This is a genomic window from Parvibaculum sp. (assembly GCF_045863935.1).
GTDB lineage: Bacteria > Pseudomonadota > Alphaproteobacteria > Parvibaculales > Parvibaculaceae > Parvibaculum.
In genome coordinates, this window is record NZ_BTVP01000007.1 from 67,801 (window position 1) to 90,171 (window position 22,371).

The 22,371-nt window shown below is 60.4% G+C and carries 26 protein-coding genes; 12 read left to right on the plus strand and 14 right to left on the minus strand.

Annotated elements, in window-relative coordinates:
* Positions 1-92 precede the first annotated feature (92 nt).
* Positions 93-503 carry a Rap1a/Tai family immunity protein gene (locus ACKUUH_RS04730; RefSeq protein ID WP_407948713.1) on the plus strand — a complete coding sequence of 137 codons (411 nt, stop codon included), beginning with the start codon at positions 93-95 and terminating at the stop codon, positions 501-503.
* A gap of 23 nt (positions 504-526) precedes the next feature.
* Here ACKUUH_RS04730 and ACKUUH_RS04735 read toward each other — a convergent pair whose 3' ends face one another.
* On the minus strand, positions 527-700 hold the full coding sequence (locus ACKUUH_RS04735; RefSeq protein WP_407948714.1) for a hypothetical protein: 174 nt from the start codon (positions 698-700) through the stop codon (positions 527-529).
* A 348-nt stretch (positions 701-1,048) separates the two neighbouring features.
* On the opposite strand from ACKUUH_RS04735, the gene ACKUUH_RS04740 reads away from it, so the two are divergent.
* Positions 1,049-1,861, plus strand: coding sequence for a response regulator transcription factor (locus tag ACKUUH_RS04740; protein WP_407948715.1), 813 nt, complete (start codon positions 1,049-1,051; stop codon positions 1,859-1,861).
* 5 nt (positions 1,862-1,866) lie between these two features.
* Here ACKUUH_RS04740 and ACKUUH_RS04745 read toward each other — a convergent pair whose 3' ends face one another.
* Positions 1,867-3,492, minus strand: a complete 1,626-nt coding sequence (locus ACKUUH_RS04745) for a sensor histidine kinase (protein WP_407948716.1) — start codon at positions 3,490-3,492, stop codon at positions 1,867-1,869.
* A 207-nt stretch (positions 3,493-3,699) separates the two neighbouring features.
* Between ACKUUH_RS04745 and ACKUUH_RS04750 the strand changes: the two genes are divergently transcribed.
* Positions 3,700-3,996, plus strand: coding sequence for a hypothetical protein (locus ACKUUH_RS04750; RefSeq protein ID WP_407948717.1), 297 nt, complete (start codon positions 3,700-3,702; stop codon positions 3,994-3,996).
* Here ACKUUH_RS04750 and ACKUUH_RS04755 read toward each other — a convergent pair.
* The 10 genes from ACKUUH_RS04755 to cpaB form a co-directional block, all read right to left on the minus strand.
* Entirely contained in the window at positions 3,988-4,398 is a 411-nt protein-coding gene (locus tag ACKUUH_RS04755; protein WP_407948718.1) for a TadE/TadG family type IV pilus assembly protein, read from the minus strand. The two genes, ACKUUH_RS04750 and ACKUUH_RS04755, sit on opposite strands and share 9 nt — an antisense overlap.
* A gap of 75 nt (positions 4,399-4,473) precedes the next feature.
* Complete coding sequence (locus tag ACKUUH_RS04760) at positions 4,474-4,674, minus strand: Flp family type IVb pilin (RefSeq protein WP_407948719.1); 201 nt, start codon at positions 4,672-4,674, stop codon at positions 4,474-4,476.
* Positions 4,675-4,923: 249 nt separating this feature from the next.
* Positions 4,924-5,178, minus strand: a complete 255-nt coding sequence (locus ACKUUH_RS04765; protein ID WP_407948720.1) for a hypothetical protein — start codon at positions 5,176-5,178, stop codon at positions 4,924-4,926.
* Positions 5,178-5,891, minus strand: a complete 714-nt coding sequence (locus tag ACKUUH_RS04770) for a tetratricopeptide repeat protein (protein ID WP_407948721.1) — start codon at positions 5,889-5,891, stop codon at positions 5,178-5,180. The genes ACKUUH_RS04765 and ACKUUH_RS04770 overlap by 1 nt, the downstream gene beginning before the upstream one ends.
* Complete coding sequence (locus ACKUUH_RS04775) at positions 5,888-6,829, minus strand: type II secretion system F family protein (protein ID WP_407948722.1); 942 nt, start codon at positions 6,827-6,829, stop codon at positions 5,888-5,890. The genes ACKUUH_RS04770 and ACKUUH_RS04775 overlap by 4 nt, the downstream gene beginning before the upstream one ends.
* 16 nt (positions 6,830-6,845) lie before the next feature.
* On the minus strand, positions 6,846-7,709 hold the full coding sequence (locus ACKUUH_RS04780; protein ID WP_407948723.1) for a type II secretion system F family protein: 864 nt from the start codon (positions 7,707-7,709) through the stop codon (positions 6,846-6,848).
* 82 nt (positions 7,710-7,791) lie between these two features.
* Positions 7,792-9,018: a CpaF family protein gene (locus tag ACKUUH_RS04785; RefSeq protein WP_407948724.1), complete on the minus strand. Its 1,227-nt coding sequence runs from the start codon at positions 9,016-9,018 to the stop codon at positions 7,792-7,794.
* Positions 9,015-10,205 (minus strand): CpaE family protein, encoded by a 1,191-nt coding sequence (locus tag ACKUUH_RS04790; protein WP_407948725.1) that lies wholly within the window; start codon positions 10,203-10,205, stop codon positions 9,015-9,017. The genes ACKUUH_RS04785 and ACKUUH_RS04790 overlap by 4 nt, the downstream gene beginning before the upstream one ends.
* Before the next feature lie 6 nt (positions 10,206-10,211).
* Complete coding sequence (locus ACKUUH_RS04795) at positions 10,212-11,606, minus strand: type II and III secretion system protein family protein (RefSeq protein WP_407948726.1); 1,395 nt, start codon at positions 11,604-11,606, stop codon at positions 10,212-10,214.
* Positions 11,607-11,655: 49 nt separating this feature from the next.
* Positions 11,656-12,549: a Flp pilus assembly protein CpaB gene (gene cpaB / locus ACKUUH_RS04800; protein ID WP_407948727.1), complete on the minus strand. Its 894-nt coding sequence runs from the start codon at positions 12,547-12,549 to the stop codon at positions 11,656-11,658.
* A gap of 542 nt (positions 12,550-13,091) precedes the next feature.
* Between cpaB and ACKUUH_RS04805 the strand changes: the two genes are divergently transcribed.
* Positions 13,092-14,768 (plus strand): ShlB/FhaC/HecB family hemolysin secretion/activation protein, encoded by a 1,677-nt coding sequence (locus ACKUUH_RS04805; protein WP_407948728.1) that lies wholly within the window; start codon positions 13,092-13,094, stop codon positions 14,766-14,768.
* Positions 14,769-14,872: 104 nt separating this feature from the next.
* Here the strand turns inward: ACKUUH_RS04805 and ACKUUH_RS04810 are convergent, their stop codons facing one another.
* Positions 14,873-15,913 carry a hypothetical protein gene (locus ACKUUH_RS04810; RefSeq protein WP_407948729.1) on the minus strand — a complete coding sequence of 347 codons (1,041 nt, stop codon included), beginning with the start codon at positions 15,911-15,913 and terminating at the stop codon, positions 14,873-14,875.
* Between the two features lie 277 nt (positions 15,914-16,190).
* On the opposite strand from ACKUUH_RS04810, the gene ACKUUH_RS04815 reads away from it, so the two are divergent.
* From ACKUUH_RS04815 to ACKUUH_RS04830, 4 genes are all read left to right on the plus strand, one after another.
* On the plus strand, positions 16,191-17,876 hold the full coding sequence (locus ACKUUH_RS04815; RefSeq protein ID WP_407948730.1) for a TadG family pilus assembly protein: 1,686 nt from the start codon (positions 16,191-16,193) through the stop codon (positions 17,874-17,876).
* 92 nt (positions 17,877-17,968) lie between these two features.
* The gene (locus ACKUUH_RS04820) at positions 17,969-18,349 is read left to right on the plus strand and encodes a PleD family two-component system response regulator (RefSeq protein ID WP_407948732.1); all 381 of its coding nucleotides are present in this window, start codon (positions 17,969-17,971) and stop codon (positions 18,347-18,349) included.
* 84 nt (positions 18,350-18,433) lie between these two features.
* Entirely contained in the window at positions 18,434-18,859 is a 426-nt protein-coding gene (locus ACKUUH_RS04825; protein ID WP_407948733.1) for a response regulator, read from the plus strand.
* Between the two features lie 88 nt (positions 18,860-18,947).
* Positions 18,948-19,400 carry a DUF5330 domain-containing protein gene (locus ACKUUH_RS04830; protein WP_407948734.1) on the plus strand — a complete coding sequence of 151 codons (453 nt, stop codon included), beginning with the start codon at positions 18,948-18,950 and terminating at the stop codon, positions 19,398-19,400.
* A 23-nt stretch (positions 19,401-19,423) separates the two neighbouring features.
* Here ACKUUH_RS04830 and ACKUUH_RS04835 read toward each other — a convergent pair whose 3' ends face one another.
* Positions 19,424-19,828, minus strand: a complete 405-nt coding sequence (locus ACKUUH_RS04835; protein ID WP_407948735.1) for a transposase — start codon at positions 19,826-19,828, stop codon at positions 19,424-19,426.
* A 626-nt stretch (positions 19,829-20,454) separates the two neighbouring features.
* Between ACKUUH_RS04835 and ACKUUH_RS04840 the strand changes: the two genes are divergently transcribed.
* The 4 genes from ACKUUH_RS04840 (at position 20,455) to ACKUUH_RS04855 (ending at position 22,027) form a co-directional block, all read left to right on the plus strand.
* Positions 20,455-20,727: a hypothetical protein gene (locus ACKUUH_RS04840; RefSeq protein WP_407948736.1), complete on the plus strand. Its 273-nt coding sequence runs from the start codon at positions 20,455-20,457 to the stop codon at positions 20,725-20,727.
* Positions 20,728-20,943: 216 nt separating this feature from the next.
* Positions 20,944-21,441, plus strand: a complete 498-nt coding sequence (locus tag ACKUUH_RS04845; protein ID WP_407948737.1) for an MgtC/SapB family protein — start codon at positions 20,944-20,946, stop codon at positions 21,439-21,441.
* Positions 21,442-21,602: 161 nt separating this feature from the next.
* Positions 21,603-21,779 carry a DUF1328 domain-containing protein gene (locus tag ACKUUH_RS04850; RefSeq protein ID WP_407948738.1) on the plus strand — a complete coding sequence of 59 codons (177 nt, stop codon included), beginning with the start codon at positions 21,603-21,605 and terminating at the stop codon, positions 21,777-21,779.
* Between the two features lie 50 nt (positions 21,780-21,829).
* On the plus strand, positions 21,830-22,027 hold the full coding sequence (locus tag ACKUUH_RS04855; protein ID WP_407948739.1) for a CsbD family protein: 198 nt from the start codon (positions 21,830-21,832) through the stop codon (positions 22,025-22,027).
* Positions 22,028-22,371 lie beyond the last annotated feature (344 nt).

Here is a 22,371-nt window from a genome sequence, read left to right on the forward strand (position 1 = left end):
AATCAAGTTGTTTGACTCAGCTTGCTAGATTTCTCCCGAACGTTCCGCCGGAAAGTTGCGCAAGCCCCGGCTCAACGAAAGGAAGAAACAACATGAGCAGAATGTCCCGGAGAATCTCTGCAACCTGCGTCCTTGCTGTGGCGCTGATCTCATTCCACCCCGCCATCGCGGTGGAGACCTATTCGCTGCAAACCGGCGCCGATCTGGCGCGGGTGTGCGCAACCCCTTCGGATGCGAAGTTGCTGAGCGACGACGACCGGCAGCGGCTCGCCATATGCGGATCCTACATCCAGGGATTTCTCGGGCACTATGCGATCGCCCGCAGAAGCATGAATGAACCCGGCTTTTGCTTGCCGGCCGAAGGCGTCAGTGCGGAGAACGTTCGCCAGCTCTTCCTGGCGCTTCTGGAGCAACGACCGCAAATCCGGGACTTGCCCGCCAATCTCGATCTCGCGACGAGCCTTGCCTGGGGTTACTCATGCCAGAAGAAGAATGCCCAATAGGCGCCCAAACAACCGGGTGGAACCTAGTTATGGAAGCCTTCGTTTACATCGCAACGCTTGCGCCACTCGGAGAGCAGCGCCACCAGAAGGTCCCGAAGTTCATCGTCGCTCAGACTTTCGACGGCGCCGGCGAGGTCCGTCGCGCGATCGTCGATAGGATTCTGGCTGGTATCCATGATGTCGCAATCAGAGTTCATGGCCTGATCCTCAGTATGACGCTACTCGAGTCGCAGCCGCCTTGGTGCAGAACATGTTCGACCTTGCCGGGAAAAACACGCCGCAAGGTGTAGAAAACTGTACGGATTGGTAAATGCGGGGGAAGAAAATGACTCCCGGTTTCCGGTGATCAAGGAAAGCGGAGCACAGATACGCAGTTTCAAGAAATCATCTGTATCTGTGTGACTGATTTTAAGAAAAGAACGCAAAGCCTGGAGTCTAAGGTGAAAGTTCGTGACGTCCGATTTGGTATAGGATTCTTAAACGACGAGAGACTAGACTTCGGTGAGGTTGTGAATGTGGGTATGAGGGTGCCTTGATTCCGTAATTTGGCAGCTGTTGTTCAGTGCGGTGGGAGGGAAAAGATGACGGTGACTGCAGAACAGAATGGGTCGGCAAACTCGGCCGGTGTGCACGCAGCATCACTTCTGCTTGTCGATGACGATCCCGAAATCCGGGAAGAAATGAAATCATATCTGAGCGCGAACGGCATGGCTGTGACCGAAGCGGCCGATGCCCAGTCCGCGCTACAGGCTTTTGCCGAGAACAAGTTCGACCTTGTCGTGCTGGATCTCCTCCTCGGATCCGACAATGGTTTCGATGTTCTTCGTGAAATCCGTCAAACCCACATGACGCCCTGCATCATGGTGACGGGTCAGGGAGAAGCTACCGACAAGGTTGTAGGTCTGGAGCTTGGCGCCGACGATTATGTCGTGAAGCCCGTCAACCTTCGGGAGTTGCTCGCACGCATCCGCGCCTTGCTTCGCCGCAGCGGCAATTCCGGCGGATCCAGTTCACGCAAGCATGCTGCCGGTCCGGACGATCAGGGCGAAGCCGCGTCCCGCTGGAAGTTCGATCCGCATCGCCGCCGGCTCTCGACACCGGACGGGTCGCTGGTTCCGCTCACTACGGCCGAGTGCGATTTGCTGATCGAGCTTGTGGCGCATGAAGGAAATCCTCAAACGCGCGAGGATCTTTGCCGCCGTGTCTTCAATCGCCAATGGCAACCCTACGACCGGAGCCTCGACAGCATTGTCGTGAAACTTCGGCGCAAGCTGGAACCGAATCCCGACCATCCGATGGTAATCAAGACGATACGAGGCAAGGGTTACCTCTTCACCGGCTTTCCGAGTACGGAGTAGGCTGGTCAGCCCGGAGCACGCGGCAGAACAAGCGCGACGTAGCCACCGCCTTCATGGTTGCCAAGCTCGATGCGGCCGCCGCTTTCGCGGATGATCGTATCGCAGATAGCGAGGCCAAGGCCCGTTCCATGCTCTGCCGACTTTGTCGTGAAGAAGGGTTCGAGCGCGCGGGCCAATACCTCCTGACGGAAGCCGGGTCCGCTATCCTCAACGCGCAGTGAGATCTCACCCTTGCCGCCGGAAGAGGGAGCGGCACGAATCCGGATCACCCCCTCGTCACGCTCGTGTTTTGCACCGATGCCGGAAATCGCGTCGACTGCGTTCTGAATGAGGTTGCCGAGAACCTGTTCGAATTGAAGCTGATCGCCTATGACCGCCAGGCCTTCAGGCACATCGGCTTCGAAGCGCACGCCTGCACGCAAGAGTACGTGATGCATGATCGCCTCGACGTTCTCAACGAGGTCGCGAAGCAAAACGGTCGCCTGCTCTCCGGCGCTCTTGCGGCCGAAGCGGCGCATTCTGTCGATCACTTCGCTTGCGCGCTCCACTTGAGCGAGGACACGTTTCGTCTTTGACGCAACGGCCTCACCGTCCACCTCGGGTGCTTCCAGCAGTATTTCGAGATTCTGCACCGCAAGCGAAATTGTGTTGAGTGGCTGACGCAGCTCATGCGCGATGCTCGCCGACATCTGTCCAAGCGCGGCCATCTTGGCCGTCTGCGCGAGCTGGCTCTGCTCTTCGCGGAGGAGAAGCGCCTGCCGCAACAGAAGTGTGAGTCTGTCCGCAAAATCGAGATCTTCCGGCAAGAAGCCTTCCGCGCGACGTGTCGCGCACAGGAGGAAAGCAGCGTCGCCCCGCAACGGAAGGGGCAGGGCCGCGAAATGCCTGCCATCGAGACCAAATGCGTTTTGGAGACACCGACCTGTGGCCGTCTCCGCGTCGTACGCAGCGGCGGCACCGCCCCGCTCCCCCGCCGCAATCAGATCGAGCGCCCTCTCGGCATCCCTGCCAGGCGCACCATGCCGTGGCATGAGGAAGCGAACCCTGCCATCAAGACCTCGCTGCACGACACAGGCACCGCTCGCGCCAATGCATTCGCAGACGAGGGAGACGAGTTGCTCCATCTTCTCGCGCGTCGAGTCCTGAGCGAGGAGCAGTCGAAGTCCTTGAAGCATTGCTTCCGCTTCCCGGCGTTGACGTTCCTCCCGGAGACGCGCGCCCCGCATCAGAACCATCATGGCCGCCGTTTCCCGAGAGTGGTGACGCGCATCGCCGCCGCCTTCCGCGAGCGCTCCGACAAAACGGGAGTTTCCCAGGTCATCCTCGCGAGTGACCGCCGAAACGTAGAGACCGTCGGGAGAACCGCTATCGAACTCAACGCGCAGGCGACGAATGCTCCTCCGCTCACAGAGGATTTCCGCCAAGCTTCGCCTGTCGTCCGCGGCTCGCATTGAGGTAATGCTGACCCCGTCGACCAGAGAAGCCACATCGCTTCTGCCGTTCATGATGCGCCGGACCCGGACGATGCCGTCTTCTCCTGCTTCCCAGAGGATATCGGCGTCGAGTTCCAACCAGGACTGTGTCCTACTAATGAGATCCTCGAAACGTCGCCGATCCAGCATGGCTGCCATAGCGCTTCGAATCCGGACAATTGCCACGGCTGCTGCATTGGCAATAGCGCGGCCCTGCACGACGCATTCCCGCGATAGATCGCCGATGTGAAAAAAGACGGCTATGCGGAGACCCGTGTCACCGGAGAATGCGCCGTCGGATAGAAGCCCCTGCCATGATCCGGACTTCGCGGGCAACGGGTCGCTGTCCCGGCGGCTCGTCCGTGCATGCCAGTCCTCGAACAGATCACCATCACCGATCGCGAGACCGCCGCTGCGGCTGCACCACAGGAGCCTTGCCTTGCCGGAGGCCGAGAGACCGAGCTCGCCTATTGCAACAGCTCCCGCAGCCATGTGCGCAAGATGGGACGTCGCACTCTCCAGCGCGGTCCGGAACTCGCTTTCGGTCTGCGCAAGAGCGAGCCCGAGCGAGACATCGGCAAACGAAGTCAGTATCTCCGCCGGACCATGCTCCAGATCGCCCCGTGCGCGCCGGCTCTCGACTGTCATGACGGTCTAGCCTGACGGATCGGTGACGACGAAGGTCGTCTCCACCCGCATCGTTGCTTCGGGAGTAGGAATGAAAGGCAACAAGGAAAATCGCGTGTCAGTGTAGTCGATCCGGACGAGAAGACGGTTGCCTTGCGTGTCTTCGGTTTCCTGGAAATCGAGCGCAGCGGATGCGGGGTCGATCAGAGGCGAGTAGGCGACGAGCGCACGGTTGATCGCATTCGTCGCATAGGTTTCGCGCTGCCCCGCATCGAGGCCCGCAACGGCCGCACGGCCACCCTCGGTCACCGCGTAGGACAAGGCGATGCGGGTCGCGAACTGGAATCCGTAGGAGATGATCCCGAAGAGAATAGCGAGGAAGACGGCAGCCACGAATGCGAACTCGATCGCGACAGAGCCGCTTTCGTCTCGGGTCATCCCTTGCAGGGGTGGCGCCTCTCCCGGAGGAGAAGCGCCAACCATTCTCTGTGAACGCAAATACATGCAATAGCCTTAATCGGCCGCCGCTGTCGTCAGATCGGCCTGAACGTCGCCAAGAACGCTCTGAAGGCTGGTGCCAATGCCGGTTGGGCCACCGACAATCGCCCACAGCCCGACCGCGATACCCGCCGCGAGCAGCCCGTACTCGACTGCGGAGATACCGCTCTCATCCTTCATGAACCGGCGCAGCAGCGCCTTTGTGCTTTCAGACATCGAACCCTCCACTTTGTTCACGGCCGTTTCCGGCCACCCATTTCACCGGGCCCCCCAGCCCGGCTCCTCCACTCTGCACTGTCTTACCTTGTAAATAGTCTAGCAGTTTCGGCCGCCCCGATTAGGGGTAATCTTGCTCTTCAATTACTAATCACCAATAAAACCACAACGCAAACATGGTTTCTTGCAGCACACGAGACGGCCCGGAATCTTCTTCACCTTGGCGCACACAATGCACGGCAGTCTTCACTACCTTGATCCTGACGTCTTCTCCTCCGACTTCTTGCCGATACTTTCGAGGTAGGCGTCGTAGATCCGGTCCGCTTCGGCGGATTGCATGGGAGGCTGGCGGCCCTCTGCCGCATATTGCGCATCGAGAACGGCCTTCGCCCGCGACTCCGGCGGGACTACCGTGGTGTCGCGGGGCTCCGCGCAAGCGGCGAGGGAGGTGAGCCCAAGGACGGTAAAAGCAACCGCGAAGCTATTCGGAACCAAACGCCCCATCACATGTCCTCCTCGGTTGTATTTTCGGTTCGCGACCGTTGCTCAAGCCATGCCGTGGCAAACGCTTGAACCTCGGCCCTTTCCCGCGTGGTCGAGATGCCCGAGAGGAGGCGTCTCGCCTCGCCGTCCTTGCCTGCCATCATGAGTGCTATCACCAAGTTGTTGCGTATGGACGTTGAGGCTGGATCCAGCTCCTGCGCCTGGCGCAGGTTGAATTCAGCCTCGGCAATGCCGTCTTTGCCTACGCATAGCTGCGCGTAACCGAGATTGTTGAGGAACTCGGCGCTGGAGGGACGCGCAGCGACCGCTCTCTGGAAATAGTCGACAGCCGCTGCCCAGTGGCCCTGCGCCGCCTTCACCCGGCCTACCCCGTTCAGACCGTCCGGTTTCAGGTCGGAACGTTCGAGATCGGAAAAGGCTTCAGCCGCAGCGTCGTACTGCTTCGTCCCCAGAAGCGCCTCGCCGTACAATCGGAGGAAATACGGTGTCTTCTTCTCCTGCACGGCGTACTGGTCGAGATATGCAAGTGCCGCGCGGTAGCGTCCCTGCTCGATGAGCCCGTTCACGACGCTCAGGTAGAGCCGCGAGGTCGAGGCTTCATCGAGAGGCTTCACGCTGTTCGCGGCGGGGGAGACCGCCTCGATAGGATCGAAACCATAGTCGGCACAGGCTGAAACCCAGAGACACGCCGCTACTGCAATGATCTTCTTCATTCCACTGCCCTCGACTTTGCCATCTGCTCGCCGGCGCTCCGCAACGCCGCCTTCAAATCGACCACGGCAGGCCCGGCCAGGACCACAAGCAGAACCGGCATGAAAAAGAGGATCATGACAAGCGTCAGATGAGGCGCCTTCCGTCCGACCTGTTCGCGCGCCGTCGCCATGCGCTTGTCCGTCAAATCCGCCGAGAAACGCCGAAGCGTCGTCCCGAGCTCGCCGCCCTGGAACAAGGCCTGCTTGATCGTTGCCGCAAGATCCTGGCCTTCGTCGAGGCCGAGGCGCTGTCCCAGTCGATCCAGCGCGGCATCATAGGGCATGCCACCATCGATATCCGCTATATGCCGGCGAAGAACTTCGCTCGTCACCGGTGCGGTCCGCGCAGCGACATTCGCGACATAGCGCATGCATTGATCGATGCTGACACCCGCATCCAGTGCCATCAGCATGATGTCGAGAACTGGCGGCAATTCACGCCGAATGACGTTCGCGCGGCGGTCCGCATAAACCTTGAGCGCGATCAATGCATATCGGTAGAACAGATAGCCGAAGAACAGGCCCAGCAGGATATCGACCGGGGAAATGCCGTTCGCCCCCAGCCGCGCAACGACTACCCCGAGGCCGACGACAAGTGCAGTCGCGTAACGCAAGGCGACGAAGATATACAGCGCGGATGGCTGAAACAGTCCGGCGCGAAGTACAAGAGCTTTCAACTCGCGGTTGGTTCTCGCACCTTCAATGCTGCGTCCTGCCCGCTCAAGTCCTTGCAGAACTGCATCAGCAAAAGTACCGCGCGGGCGGTCGGGCGCGAAGAGATGTGAGAGGCGCTCGGCAACTTCATGTCGGCGCAGAAGCACCGGGACCGTAGACAGGAATACGGCTACGCCCGCCATCACTGCGAGCAGAGCCACCATCCATGTCATACCTTCCAACACGCGATTCTTCCCTTTCCTAGTAGGACGTGCTCTTGACGACGCCCCGCATCATGACCGCTCCAAGCACCTGTGAAACAGCGCAGTAAATCAGCAATGTCCGTCCCGACGGATTGTCGATGAACCATCGAACATAGTCGGGGCTCTGCACCATAACGACGGAAGCTACGATCATCGGCAGGAGGCCGAGCACCCAGGCACTTGCTCTGATCTGCGACGTGCTGACACGCACTTCGCGCAGGACCGCTGCGCGCCGGCGAATGTTCTCGATAAGATTGGCAAGGATCGCCGTCAGCGATCCGCCGAACCGCAAGTTCGTTTCGACCGCGGCCCCTAACAGACGAAGTTCGTAGAGATCGAGTTCGTCGGCAAGCTGGCCGATGCTTTCGGTCACGCCTGCACCATTCGCGATGCGGCGCATGGTCGGAGAGAAAAATTCCACAATGATCGGCGGCGAAGACTGCGTGGCGCGCGAAAGCGCGACCGAGAGGCTGTTTCCCACGACAAGAAGCTGCCTCACCCGATCGAAATAGCCAAGCATCGCATCCGAAAGCGTGTTCATGCGCTGCCGCGCCCGATAGTCCACGACCGCAGCGATGACGAGAACTACGCTGAGCACAAGAAGGGTCGAGACGAAGAAGGAGAACAGCAGCGTAATCGCAATCCAGAGGCAGAATGCAAAGAAAGCAAAGGCAGTAAGCCGATCGGCCGAAAGCTCGATTCCGGCCTGGTAGAGCCGGGTGCGCGCGAACGCAGGGAGGTAGCGCGTCGAATCCGGCCATGAGCCGAAAGGCGACGATGGCTTCGCCACGGCGGGCGATCGTGCGACGAGCTCCTCAAGCCGTTCTTCAACCTCACGGTCGTAGCGGCTTCGCCACAGCAAGAACAACGCATAGGCGCCGCTTCCGAGGCACAGTAAAGCCAGAATTACCGTCGAGAACCCCGTCATACGTCCGTCAACTTTCCTATACGACCCGTCTCTTTTCCTCTTCTCCGTCCGAGAAAATTTCTCGCAGCGAGTAGGTTGGGCCCTCCATCCCCACCACTTCACAGATGGAAACCACCTTCCGCTTGCCGTCGGCGCGGCGTGCGGTATGCACGATGACGTGAACGGCGCCGGAGATGAACCGGCGCACTGCCTGAAGGTCTGTGGAGAAGCCATGCAATCCGATCAGCATCTCAAGCCGCTCAAGCGCATCCCGCGGCGCGTTTGCATGCAGCGTCGCCATCGAACCATCATGTCCCGTGCCCATAGCCTGAAGCATCTCGATCGCTTCGCTTGAGCGGACCTCGCCAAGAATGATGCGATCCGGGCGCATACGCAGAACGTTGCGCAAGAGGTCCCTCGCCGTCACCTCCGTCGAACCATCCGGCGAGGAAGGACGCGTCTCGAGGCGAACGACGTGCGACTGCTGCAGCTGTAACTCGGCCGCGTCCTCGATCGTGACGAGGCGTTCCTTGGCGCCAATATAGGAGCTCAAGACATTGAGCAGGGTCGTCTTGCCCGAGCCCGTGCCGCCGCAAATGAGGATGTTCTGTTTGCCGCGAACGGCATTCGACAGATAGTTCAGCATCTCCGACGACATCGAGCCATTCCGCACGAGGTCTTCGCCGGTCAGCGGAATGTGCTTGAACTTGCGGATGGAGAGGATGGGGCCGTCCAGGGCGACGGGCGGAATAATGACATTGACGCGCGAGCCGTCCGGCAGACGCCCGTCGACGTAGGGAGTTCCTTCGTCAACGCGCCGACCGATCGGGCTCACGATCCGCTGAATGACATTCATCAGATGCGTGGTGTCCCGGAAACGCGTCTGAACCGGCTCGAGCTCACCATACCGTTCGACATATATATTTGCCGGCCCGTTGACGATCACGTCATCCACGGCCGGATCGCGCAGAAGAGGTTCCAGCGGTCCGAAACCGACTATCTCGTTCTGCACATCCTCTATGAGCTGCGCGCGCTCTCTCATATTGAGTGCGATGCCTCGCGACATGAGAACGACAGCAATTGCGCGGGCGATTTCATCCTGAAGCGCCGTCGCGGGAATGCTCTCGCCTTCGACGCCCTGCTGATCCAGATACTCCAGCGTCAGATCGAAAACGCGGAACTTGATTTCCTGGTAGCGGTCGGACACGCCAATATCGCTCGCCGCATCTCCCGTCCCGAGCATGTATGGCTGCAGGGTTTTCATGATAACACCCCGAACTTCCGCGCCCAGCTCCTGAGTGGCTGCATCCGGTCACCGTCGGCGTCGTGATGCGGGACGAGATTGAGCGCCTGCAGATGCCGGACAAGGTGCTGAGCGTAGGGCGTGGATGTGTCGAGCGAGAGGGGTTCGCCCCTGTTCACGCTTTCTGCCAACTGCTGCCAGCGAACCGGGAGATCTATGGTGCGCGCCGCGCCGACCGCATTTCCGATACCGGCCGTATCCGGCGCCATGCCCGGCGCAAACTCCTGCACGACAAGTACCGGCTCCTCACCCTCGGGACGGAACTGCCGCATCAGGCGCATGAGTTCAGCGGCGCCCTTGATCGAGGTGAAGCGCTGGTTGCAGGGAAGCAGGAAAAGCGCACCCTTGTCAGGCAAACTCAACAGCTCTTCCTGACGGGAAAAGGGTCCGCAGGAAACAATCACGAGGTCATAAAGAGACTGGCAGATTTCGAGCAACGCCCGGAGATCGTGGACGTTGACAGCCCATTCGACATCGCCATGCACTGCGAGAGGCAGGACGTAAAGCCCCGAGCGCGGGCAACGCGCCAGCGCCGAATCGAGAAGCGCACGATCAAGGCGGGACATCTCCTTGACCGCCTCCTTCAAACGGAAAGAAAGATCTAGACCGAGCGAAATCGCCGCGCTGCTTGCCGGAAGCGAAAGATCGACAAGAAGAATTCCTTCGTCGGGCCGCGCCGAGGCAATTGCCGCACCGAGATTGACCGCGAAGTCAGCATCTTCCTCGCACGAGCTTCCACTGAGCACCGTAACAATGCGCGAGGAAGCCGTTGCACGCGGCCTGTCGACTGCCACGTGCCGAATGACCACCTCCCGAATACCGTCCTCTGCTGCGTCTCTGTCGATGAAGTCCTGCGCGCCTGCGCGCATTGCCGTCAGAATGAGTTGGGCGCCGGATTCATTGCCGATGACAATCATCGGCAGCGCCGGAAACCACTCCCTGACCACTGCGAGCCGTTCGAAGGCCGTGCGCGCACCCATGCGGATATCGCTGTCGACCAGGATACCTTCCGGCCGAAACTGTGCAGCCAGTTCCTCGACGTTATCGATGGCCGGATCGGCACTCATGATGGTCGAAACGGATTCAAGCGCCAGCTTGATCCGTGCAGTGAGATTCTTGTCGCCTGAGATCAGAAGAAAGCGATACATGCCGCGTTACCTCATCAGGCCGTGCTTGACGACGTGGTCGCCGACGGATTCGACGTTAAGCAGAATATCGCCGAAGTCGGGATCGTAGACCTGTCCTTCGCCAGGCAGCGCGGGCACTTCTCCCGCCTCCATCGGCGAGACGAGGCGCGGCGTTGCCACAATGATAAGCTCCTGGCGTTCGCGGGCGTTCTGGGTGCGTTTGAAAAAGCTGCCAATGATCGGCAGTTCGCCGATACCCGGCACGCGATCCTCGACATTCCCGGACGTGGAGTACATCAGGCCAGCGAGGACGAAGCTCTGCCCGTCGCCGAGCTCAATGGTCGTACGGGTCGACCGCGTGCGAAGCGCGGGAATGCGAAAGCCTTGCACGACAAGCGCGTTCGTATAGTCGAGTTCGCTGACCTCCGGGCTCACTTTGAGGACGATGCGATCGTTATCGAGGACGGTCGCTGCCACGTCGAGCTGCACGCCAAACTTCTTGTATTCGATCGTGACAGTTCCGTTGGCTGTGCCGGACTGGGGAACAGGCACCGGAATTTCGCCGCCCGCCAGAAACTCCGCGTCCTCGCCGCTGCGGACAAGCAGGGTCGGCTCGGCAAGCAACTGCGCCAGATTTGCGTTGCTCAACGCGCTTATGACACCGAGGATGTTGGAGCCGGGCCATGCCATCAGCAGATTGAACGCCTGCCCGATGGGAAGATTGGTATTGGGATCGAAACCGGCATAGTCGCCACCGGGATTGGTCGTCTCGATATTGCCGGGCGTATACCCAAAGCCGGTGTTCGAACTCGGCCCGATCGCCGCAACCTGAATGTTGTTATCGAGACTCTGAAAGTTGAGACCGAGAGCCTTGAGCGTACTTGTCGAAACGGCCGCGAAGCGCACCTCGACCGCTACCATGCGGCGGTCGGCGACGGTCATCATATCGCCCGCGTCCTTGCCGAGGTAGGACCGCGCGAGCGATCGCGCTTTCTGCCGATCCTCGAGACTGTAAACCTGCCCCTTGAGAACGACGCCTCTCCCGGTCTCCACCGCCTTGACGCCTGAAAGCGCGGAATCGCGGCTGAACTCGGCCTGAAGCCCTTTCAGGTCCGCGCCAACGACGACATGATAGGAAAGGGAGGCATCGGTGCCGGCGAACCAGATGGTGAGATCGGTCGTTCCCTCCTTTTGTCCCAGCACGCGAAGTTCCTGCGAGGAAACGACCTTCACGTCTATCGTCCCCGGGTCGGCAATCGCAATCCGGTCGATGGTACGCTCTAGTTTCAGTATCCGCTGACCACCGACGGCTATGTCGAGAGCTCTTTCTGCCGCAAACGCCGCCTGGCCACCCAGCAGGAATGCTACGAGAAAGAGCGCGAGTGTCCCCGCAACCGATATACCGGTCCACCTGCCCGCCACTGCCTTCCCTCCCGCTCTCATATGTCTCATCCCCTCCGGCATCCTTCCATTACCTCGGTGCCGTTACCGTCGACTGGTTTGCACCCGAATAGATCGTGATGCGGTGACCAGACGATCCCGTTGCCTCCGTTTCCCGCTCGGGATCCACGGAGGCCGAGCCCGGCCGCAAATCGTCGAGCGCCACCAGCTCCGCCGGCGCAATTTCCCGATCATCGGGATTGCGGATCGCCAGCGTGATGTGGCCGAGACGTCCCGCCAATGCGAGCTTCGCGAGCGCATCCGGAGGCGCCGCCACCGTCACGGTGCGTGCGCCGCTGTTCACCTCACCGCCCTTGGACGAGAGAGCGGCGCCGACGGCGAGCACCTCCATATCCTGCAGAAGGAGCGCACTCTTGCTTTGATCCGCCTTCGTCTGGCCTATACCCGCTTGCTGGCCATAGACCGCACCGGGAAAAGTCGCAAAGACGTCAACCCTGTCGCCCGCCTGCAGGAATCCTCCAACGATGTCCTCTTCGGCAACGCGGATAGCGAAAGCGCGCTGTCCCTCGGAAACGAGGGCAGCCATGCCAGCGCCTGCCGGTCCGGCACTGAGCTCGCCGCCGAAGATAATCTGGGAGGCACGAATGTCCGCGGTTGCGACGCGGCCGACCGCCGCCGTTGCTTCATTGATGCTGCCGGCCGGCGCGGGCGCCTCCATTTTTCGAAGGGTCAAATCTTCCGCTGTGAGGACTCTGCCGCGTACCACATCGCGTGCCGCGACAAGCACACTGACAGCACGATCTGTGGCGAGCCCTTCGTCCCCTTGAGGCGCGACGGTCCTGACTGTCGCCGCATCGCGCGCAGACAAATTAAGCCAGATGAGAGCGACGGCAACGGCGATCAGCACGACGCCCACGCCCAAAAGAATTATCGGGTTTCGCTGAATCCGCTGCGCAAGATTCATGATCTCGTCCCTCCTCCCGCGGCCGCCCCACTCACGCGCACTTCCCGTACACCTGACGAAACATTCTACGAGTCATTCTGCTCAATAGAGTCTTAACTTTACACATGCATTTGCGCGGGAAGGCCGAGAACTTTGCCATCATTAGGAAAATAGCGACCTGAACAGCAAAGACCTGAAAACCATGTCATTAGTATGGAAACAATGCTGACCAAGAGTTTCCCTCTCCCACGCACAAAGGTAAGGGGGCCGCTCGCATCCAGCATGTGCAACCAACGGCCCGCCGTCTCTTTAAACACACTCACACGCCTGCGGTTCCGCCGCCTTGAAAATGTGATTCTAGTGATATCGAGATTGGCCGACGCGATGTATCGCGGGATTTGGTGCGAGGAACATCCAACAGAAATCGAAGCAGCGCGACACTCCTCGACAAACCGTGTACGGACCGTTCCGTGTTACTCAAATTAAATACAGTACTCTTCTTTATTGTCCCCGCTCGCTTTGTACGATTGAAACGAGGGAAGCTCGTATGAGGTGGAGGGAAGATGATCCGGAAAACAGGCAAACTACTTGTCGCCGTGTCGGGCATTGCGCTGATGTGCAGCCCCGCCGTAGCGCAGAGCACGACGCCGCTGAACGCGCCAGCCCCCGGAACGGTGCTGACGCCTCCGCCTCCCGCTCCCGACCTGCAAAAACGCGAAGTGCCGGAGCTGAAGGAGGAACTCGGCCTGCCGGATGGGTCGCAGAAAGTTCTCAACTTTCGCATTTCTCGCGTTCGGGTCGTGGGCGCCACAGTCATCGAGGAAGAAGGGATCGCGGCACAGTTCAGCAATATTCTCGATCGCGAAATCACGGCGGGCGACCTGCGCTCTTCTCTCGACCGTGCCAACCAGCTTTATGCTGAGGCGGGCTACGCATTGGGCAGGGCCTACATCCCCGTCCAGGTCATCCAGCGCGGCACGCTGATCGTCCGGGTCGTCGAAGGGTTTGTCGGCGAAATCAAGATTACCGCAGATGATCCCGCCGTTCGCCACATGATCGAGGAATTCAGCCGACGGATCGTGTCCGAGAAGCCGCTCCGCTCCGAAACGCTTGAGCGCTATCTGCTGCTCATCAACGACATTCCGGGAGCGACACTCGGCGGCAAGTTGACGGGCATGAATGTCTATACCGGCGCGGCCACGCTTGCGCTCAACGTCGAGAGCGAGAAAGTGGTGCTGTCGACCGCAGTCGATAACCGCGCGAATCTCGAAAATTCGCCGTTTGCCGCCTATCTCACCGGCTCGCTCAACAATATCTTCGGAACGGGCGACCAGATTTCCCTGACGGGTCTTGCAACTCCGGAAATCGATTCACAGCAGTATTTCCGCGCCGCCTTCTCGAGCTTTATCGGCACGGATGGCCTTCGGGCGACAATGGGGGCGGCATATGCGAGCTCCGAAACGCCAGACCTGCCGCCGGGCATCGAACTCGTCAGCACAAGCACGCAGGTCGATTTTCTGCTGAGCTATCCGATCATTCGCGCAACCAGGGAAACGCTGACCACCTTCTTCGGCGCTTACCTGACCAATGCCAAGAACGAGTTGAATGGCTTCAAGTTCAGCGAAGACGCGATACGCGCGGCGCATATCGGCGGCACATATGCCTCGCAGATGAACGAGCGGCTCTCGGTTGGCGGCCATGTCCGTTTGACGCAGGGACTTCCGATCGGTGGCGCTGGTCCCAACAACACGCTCCACTCGCGACTCGGAGCAACACCCAACTTCACAAAACTGCAGAGCGGCTTTTCGGTAAACTATGCTGCGACGGAACGGCTGCTTCTCAGCTTTCGAACGGAAGGACAGTACAGTCCTGACTCGCTTTACAGTTCGGAGGAGATAAGTTTCGGCGGCGTGCGCTTCGCCCGCGGCTACAACAATTCAGAAGTCAGCGGCGATAGCGGTCTTGGCGGCTCGATCCAGGCGAGCTACCGCTTCGATGTCGAAGCCTTCGGCGGATGGGCTGTGACCCCCTACACATTCGTCGATCAGTCGAAAGTCTGGAACACCGACGTGGACGGCCAAGGCGATCATCGTCTGCTTTCCACCGGCATCGGCGTCACCCTTTCCAATCTTCGTTGGTTTTCTCTCGGGCTGGAACTCGATAAGCCGATCAACCAGACGCCCGCCTCCCAGAATGACAAGGATCCCCGGCTCTTCGTCTCTTTCGAGGTTAAGTTCTGACGCCGATTGTGTCGGCGCACCAATAAGAAAGGCCCGGCATTCTGCCGGGCCTTTCCATTTTGAGGGCTACACAATTGCATGAGCCCCCGGGGGGTCGGCAAGTATCAGAGGCCCCCGACAAGACCTCCGACAAGACCTGTAACCGGCGCGAGGATGCCAGGTGTCGTGCTCGGCGCACCGGTATCGGGCGCCGCCGTCAGTGCACCGGCGGACTGTCCGCCCACCACATCACCGACGACAGGCACGCCGCCGAGGGCGTCTGTGACCGGCGCCGCCACGCTGCCAATGACACTGGCGCCGGTGCCCAGAATATTGTCGAGCACCGGGACGGCCGGCGCGAGCAGGCTGTCTGCCGGCGAAATTTCGTTTCCTGCCACGACATTCAAGAGACCGTTCGTCGCGTCACCGACATAGCCGAGAAGCGGTTCTCCCGCAGGAACGATGTCTCCCAGCTGACCGCCATTGCCTCCGCCAAGCGGCGTGTCCGGCCCGAGAAGATTGCCCACGAGATCGGTCCCCGTCAGGTCTGCAATGAGACCGTCGCTGCCGGTCAGGCCGAGCGCCGGGAGTTGCGCCAATGCGTCGTTGAGCGCCGAGGAAGGCAGGGCCGCAGCCAGCGGGCCGGCAACAGGGGCGAGCGGGGGCTCGCCCACCTTGTCGTTGAGCAGTGCGCCGAGCAGACCGTCGTTCCCACCCGCAATGCTCGCGGTCAGGACGCCGCCTGTATCGAGCATGCCGCCGAGGAGGTCCGTGCCGGCAAGGTCGGCAACGAGGCCTCCTTCTCCTGCTATACCAAGCCCCACGACCTCAGCATCGGGATCGCCGGCGAGCGCCGCGGCCGCCGAGGGGATGAGCCCTGCGGAGCCTCCCCCAAGGATCGTTTCGAGGGGATTGTCCGGGCCCAGGCCATCCAGCAACCCGCCAATCGGGTCCACGCCCACGACATTATCGAGGACACCACCGTCGCCGATGACGCCGAGACCCGCGTCTCCCCCTTCACCGCCAAAGCCGCCCGAGCCCGCACTCCGCGCGAAAACGCTGCTGCTTCCGCCGCCTCCGACCTCCGACGACATGGCAATCTTGTCGGTCATGCAGCCCGCGAGGCCGACACAGACGAGGGAGGCAACAAGGGCTCTTCCTGACACGATTTCCTCCTCCATTGCCGCGAGCGGGCCGGGAAGGCCTGCCGCGCCTTTATTTCCCTGCCTTTCTTCTAGAACGGCGCATTATGAAAGGGTGTGGTGTTGTGTCTCTTTGTGTGCCCTTGCTTAAGACATGAGGTTTCTTGTCAGCACACGCCCTATTCCACTTAATTGTTCGCTAACTTCGGGGCAGGTTAGATAAACTGACAGTTAAGCTTCATCCGTACCGCTCTGCTTCCGGCGAGAAAGAAGCGGCGGCGCGGCTGACGTGGAGGAGAAGATGACGCGCTCGCTGACAGATTTTCTGCGGCGCTACGCCCGCGAACAGGACGGCGTCATTTCCGTGATGGCGGTGGGGGCATTGGTGCTTGCGCTCGCCGTCGCCATGATCGTCGTCGACACCGGCGCCATGCTGTCTGCATATCGCAATCAGCAGGCGGCGACGGACGCGGCGGCTCTCGGCGCGGTGCGGCAGATCGCGGAAGCGCAAAACGTCGCCGAGACAATTTTCAACCTCAATCGCTTCGACGCCGGGGATATGGTTGCCACTCCCCTCTATTATGTCGCCGATCCCGCGCGCGCGCCGGACGACAGGTTCTTCACAGAGGGTCAGACAGCAAGCGACGGTACCGTGGTCAGCGGGTCGAGCTTCAATGCCGTTCGCGTGACAAAGCGTTCCCAGTCGCCGACCTATTTCGCACGGCTGTTCGGCTTCGGCAATCTCACGCAGATCGATACCGAAGCGGTCGCCGCCTATACCAAATACGTTTCCTTCTCGGCCGGAACGCGCGTTGCCTCGCTGGACGCAGGCCTTGCCAATCAGATTCTGGGCGGGCTCCTTGGTACGACGATCAATCTTTCGCTCATCGACTACAATGCACTCGCCGACGCAAATATTGATGCGCTTGAATTTCTCGATGCACTGGCGACCGAGGTTGGCCTGCAAGCGGGATCGGACACCTACGGAGATCTCCTTGAGGCAGGCGTAACCGTCGGCGATATACTCAGCGCAGCTGTCGAGGTTCTGACCGGGGACAGTTTCGAAGGCGACCCCTCGGTTGCGACATTGGCTCTCCAGACGGCACTCTCGCCCGTGGGAAATACGCAAGTCGACCTCGGCGATGTTCTCGATCTTGCCCCCGTTGCGCAACGAACGGTTGGGTCGATCGGGTCGGCATTTGGCGACGATGTACCCTTCAACCTGTTCGACCTCGTCTCCGGCACCGCCGTGGCGCTTGGCGAGGGCCAGGTGGTGGGGTTCGATACGGACGTCAACCTCGGATCGCTCGCGTCGGTTTCCGGAACCGTCACCGTCGGCGCGCCGATGGCGCATATAGCCATCGGCAAGGTCGGTGACAGTGTGAGGACATCGCAGGTAACGGTGCAGCTCGAAGCGAAGATCGATACCGGCATCACTCAGCTTCTCAATTCTCAGATCAGTGTCCCGATCTACATCGTCGCAGCTGAAGGAACGGCAGCGGTTCAGGGCATCCCCTGCGCGCCCGGCGGGAACATCGCCGTCCTGTCCGGCACGACCGGTGCCGTCGCCGCCCGCTACGGAACGGAGTCCAATGCGGCACCGGAAATTGCTCGTATTGTCGTGGCCGGCTTGGAAGTCATGAGTTTGAGCGCCAGTGGCTCTTATCCGATCGCAGCAAGCGGTCCCACCGATGTCAATTTCACCGAAGCAGACATTGAGAACCAGAACATCAAAACGGTGAGTTCCAGTTCGAACATCTTGGGTGGCCTTGGCGGAGCCCTGTCGATAGGTCAGGTGACGTTGCTCGGAATACCTATCCCCGGCCTTGCCGCATTACTGTCGACGCTTACGACGACTATCGGCAGCGCATTGGGAATACTCGATACCGTTGTGGACTCCCTTCTCACCACACTCGGCGTCAAGCTCGGCGCGATGGACATGCTCGTCCATGGCGCGAAGTGCCGGGCGCCGACGCTCGTAAGTTAACTGTACGCGCCCACACAACTCTTCAAAGTAACTCACACCGTTACCGCAGGAACGCCTAGAACCGGACATCGATATTCAGCGGTGGTTTGCTCATGCGCGCGCTCATCTATGACGACGACGACGATCTTGCCCTCGAATGCGCGGAAGCGCTGCAGACCCGCGGCTTCGAGACGCGAATACGCGGCGATTGCGCAGATTTCACGAAGCTGCTTGGCGAGTTTGAGCCGGATCTCATCCTGCTCGACGTGCACATGCCGGAGTTCAATGGGTTCGAAGCTTTGCTGGCCCTCGCCGAGAACCCGCGCAAGGCCGACATATCCGTCATCATGATGTCGGGCGCGCGGGACAACCTGCTCGATGCGGGCACCTCGCTTTGCGGCGCCCATGATATTCCGCTTCTCGGAACACTGCCCAAGCCCTTCGGCCTGCCGGATCTCGACAGGCTGCTTTCCCGCCGCAGCGCTCCGCGGTGAACCTTTCCAGGTCTTACAAATGTCGACAGAGACGGGCCGCTTCGGAACACTCGGTTTACCGCCGGTTAAGCCCAAAAGGCTTTGATGTCGGGACAAGCGGTGCAGGGGCTGCCCGCGCATGGAGTGGAGTTCGAAATGCGTGCATGCGTGCTCGTCGCCGACGACGATCCTGTTCAGCTTCAGGAGATGGTGGAGTTTCTCCAGGCGAATGACCTTGATGTCATCACGGCCGCTGACGGTCATGAGGCAATCGAACGTATCGCCAGTGAGCGGCCGCGCATTCTCATGCTCGACGTCAACATGCCGGGATGGGATGGCGTTCGCGTGGCGGAAGCCGCGCGCAACCTCAACCACAAGGTCATCGTGATGCTGATGACGGCAGAAAGCGAAACGTACCACTATGCGAGTCTGGCCGATTGTGGCGCGGTCGCTGTGTTCCGCAAGCCGGTCCAGCTTGCCAAAATCACCGACTTCCTTCGTTCCGCTTTGGGACAGGCCGACGCCGCCTAGGGGCCGGAACCCATATCCACCAAGTTCGACGCTCTTAACCTGTTGAAAAGTGATACGATCCGCCTAACCTCATTGGACGAGGTCAGGCATGATCAAGTTCGTGATCAAATCGCTGGTAGTGCTGGTCCTTGTCGGCCATGCAATCAAGCTTGTGGAACCGGCCGAGCCGGCCACGGCGGAACCCGGCTTCATGCCTGCCGCTTATGCGCAAGGGCCGGCAGATCCCAGACCCGACATGTCGCCGAACCTCTCGACCTTCACCAATGCACAGATCGTGGTATCGCATGCGGCGCGCGACGTCACTGGTTTCTGCGAACGTGAACCGCTCGCCTGTCAGTCGGGACGGGAGCTGGCGGCCCGTCTGGCCTCTGGCATTCGGGATATTGCCGCCGGTGTTGCCCAGTGGGCGCGGGAAGACGAGGGCCGGAACGACGTTATCGTGGAAGGTGGCGAGGAAGGCGAATATCGGCCGCTTACAGACTACAGGGGAGAATACCCGATCCTTCCGGAAGCACCGCCGGCGCGCGGCAGCACATTCTAAACCTCTGCGAAGTTATCTCTGCGTCAGTTACGAGTGTTGCCGCCTGCAAGATCGCGCAGGGAACGCTCGAGCCGATCCGCCATTTCCGGCATTTCCCGCCGCAGCGCTTCTATCCGGCGCAGCATGCTCTTCGCCGTCAGATAGGCTACGTCGAAACGGCGACTTACTTGCGAGGCCGTGAGGTTCTGATTTCTGATCTGCGTTGCGTAGAAAAGCTTCACCCAGGCCGAGACGGGGAGGCGCGAGCGATGCAACTGGGTGCCGGAGGTTACGCTGTACTGACACCGCCGGCACGCCTTGCAGGTCCAGAGACCGGGCCGCGTCGTAAGGCGGCTCGCCGCTCCCTTCGCGCCGCAATTCATGCAGACAGGTCCTTCCGGCCACCGAGCGCTTTCCAGAAGCTCCCTGCAGAATTCTTCCGACTCCATCGTTTCCGTCACAGAGCGTGAACGGCTTGGCGCCACTGTTCCGCCTTGTCGGGCGCGATAAGCTGACTGTACGTAGTAGGGCTCTTGGGACATTCGTTTCTCGCCTGCCATTCTTCTGGATCGTGAATGGGAAGCCCCGGGGCCGCGCTGCGTGGGGTTCGTTTTTCCGCATCACTGCCCCGGGGGAGGGCAACCAGAGATCGGCGGCTGAGAATGAGGCCGGCTCGATGCATTCCAGGGGACCTTGTGTGCAGAGTGGGGGGCTCGTGAGGTCGCCGAATATGCAAGCGCGCCTGTCTCTCCTCTGTTGCCGCCGGTCATGATTTCCGGCGCCCGGGTCCGTCTCCGACAGCCTTCCATTCAACTCACTGCAATTGTCGCGACGCCCCCGGGCAAGTCATGGGGAATTCAGTCGATTTATGTAACCGTCGCCCACACACCCTCCTCCGGACATCCTTACAACGCGTTCCCCCGCAATTCGTTCCGGGCGTCGGGGGCGAAGAAAAATGCCTGCCATTAAGTCGCAAGCAGATGGCCGAATAGTCAGCCCTCATGCAACGGATTCGCCCGGACCGCGTTGTCGCCATAAGTCCGGCCACCACACGATCTCGGAAGGGAGTTACAGCATGAGCGTCATGTCGGAGGTCACCCAGCAGAAGTGGGAGCGGCGTCTTCGTTCGTTCTGGATCGTGGGCGGCACGCTCTTCATCGCCGGCATTCTTGCCGCCCGGCCATTGACAGAGTCATTCGAGACGATGCGGTGGTTCATTCCTCTCGCCATCATCTCGCTCTTCTCGGCGCTGGCGATGAGCGGCGTCGCCTGGTTGCTGTTGCAGATTGCTCTGTCGCATCGCGATCGCGATCAGCGGATTCGCTCGCGGACAGCGAGTTTTCGATAAGCGAGCCGGACGCCGACGCCAAAGAATCTGATCAATAAGCCGTGTACGGATGAGTTGGGTGGACGTTCCGTACAGTTGGCCTTTCTCAGGCAAGCCCGTTTGTCGGGTACGCGCCACCGAGCAGATACGCCGCCTCATCCCTTCGCGTATCGCCGCGACGATCCCGAAGGTGGTGGCGGCGCCGAGAAGCTGCGAAGGAGACTGAGGTACAGCTCCATGGACATCTGGCAGACCATCGTTTCATCCGATGTCTTCAACTACACATTGAGGCTCGGATCCGCCGCTCTGATGGGCGGTATCATCGGCATCGACCGCGAAGCAAGAGACAGGCCCGCCGGACTGCGCACCCATATGATGACGGCGATGGCCGCGTCGATCTTCACCGTCCTCACGCTTGAGCTGTATGTAACCTTCGCGGCAGGAAATCCCGACAGCAATGCCGATCCGATCCGTATCATCGAAGCGGTCACTGCAGGCGTGGCGTTCCTCGCGGCTGGCGCCATAATACAGGCGCGGGGGCAGGTGAAAGGCCTCACCACAGGCGCCGGCATGTGGCTTGCGGGCGCTTTAGGCGTTGCCTGCGGCACGGAGAATTATCTCGTCGCCCTTGTCGGTCTGTTTCTTGCCACAGTCATCCTCGTGGCAATTCGCCCTCTCGAGGCGCACTTCTCCACCGGCAAAGATGAATCCTCTGCCCGCGGAGAAGACCGGTGAACTTCCGGCAGGACGACAAGTGCGCGGAACTTCATGGAACCCTGACGCCTTCCGCCAGTTTCATATGCATGCCGACGGGCTTTCGTCGCCGATACGATCGGCGCGGCCAGCCGGACGGATAACCGCCGGTAGGCGGACCCATAAACAAGGGACGGTGAACCATGCTTTACTGGGCAGCAGTCTTCTTCGTGATCGCCTTGATCGCCGCCGTTTTCGGCTTTGGCGGTATTGCGGCAGCCTCGGCCGGCGTCGCGAAGATTCTTTTCGTCATCTTCCTCGTGCTTTTCCTGGTGAGTCTCATCTTCGGGTACACGAGGCGCCCGGGCCCTCCGCTTTGAGGGGATAACGAGGCCAGCCACGGTGATGCAGCAGTAACAGGAGTACATCGATGAATTGGGACCAGATTGAAGGTAACTGGACGCAGATGAAGGGCCGCGTAAAGGAGGCATGGGGCGACGTTACCGATTCCGATCTCCAGAAGATCGAAGGCAAACGTGAGAGGCTCGCCGGCATTCTTCAGGAGCGCTACGGCAAAGAAAAAGAGAAGGTCGAGAAAGAGATCGACAGCTGGCTTTCTCGCCAATAGCAATCGCAGAGTTCGGCTTTGCCGCGCCAGTCTTCCGCAGACAGTGAGAAGACTGGCGCTTCCTGCACTGGACGCATCTACGTCCGTTTACGGAGTACTACACCTCATCCATGACGGCATTCCGCCCGCCACATTGCGGCCATGATGAAGCTTATGGTCGGCATCGAGGGGAGAAGACATCCCCCTGAATGTTGAGGCAGATGAACGATTTTTGAACCATCGTCGTAATCGGGCGTTGACAGGTCGAATATTCCGTTGCGCGCCAGGCGAGGCGCCCGAACAGCGACATGGCTTGAGATGATCGATGATCGAACAAAGGCGGGACGGCATGGCGACGAACTGCG